Here is a 685-nt window from a genome sequence, read left to right as displayed (position 1 = left end):
CACATCTCCGACTTTCTCGGGAATGCCCGGTCCGTCATCTTCCACGCGGCATTCCAGCATGTCATCGCCGCGCCTATAGAGGCTGAGTCTGATGGAGCCCTGCTTTTGAATCGCTTCCACCGCGTTCGCCATAATATTATTAATTACGGATAATACGGTATACACATGGTATTTCGGATGTTCTCCGTCTATCGAATAATGAAAGTCAATGTCTTTTTCGAGCGATTCAGCATACTTTCGATTTATGCCGGTCACAAGCCGGACCAGATCCTCTGCAGCCATGTAGTCTCTGAAGCTTTCTTTGGAAATTAATTTTGAAAGTCCGGCGAAAATGCGCTGATTGTCTTTTTTGACCTCATGGATTTCACCGGCGAGGCGCAGCACTTTCTGGCTGATCTGCCGGACGGAGGAATTGTTATCGCTCTGTCTATTTAAGAGCCTGTACAGCTGATAGGACTCGTTTGTAATCTCTTCAGTATTCTTCAACGTCTTTTTCAAATGAACGGTTTCTTCATATAAGTTTGAAACGATCATCAGCATGTGCTCATTTTGTTCGCGGATCTGCTTTTCCCGCGATTGCGTTTCATACAGCTTCATGACATTAAAAAAGCTCAGCACAATAAAGCTGTGGGAAAAAGCAATCGCCATCATGTCGCGGATTTTTCCCGGGGTGACGGTAGACTCG

At 45.8% G+C, this 685-nt stretch carries 1 protein-coding gene; it reads right to left on the bottom strand.

The window, feature by feature from the left end:
* Positions 1-685: ATP-binding protein (locus tag ACWHAR_RS27605; RefSeq protein ID WP_452088505.1), on the bottom strand; the 685-nt coding region annotated here is incomplete at both ends.

It is taken from the genome of Bacillus sp. LR--39, assembly GCF_053613335.1.
Note: the sequence above shows the minus strand (reverse complement) of the source record. Positions and strands in the feature narration are given on the sequence as shown.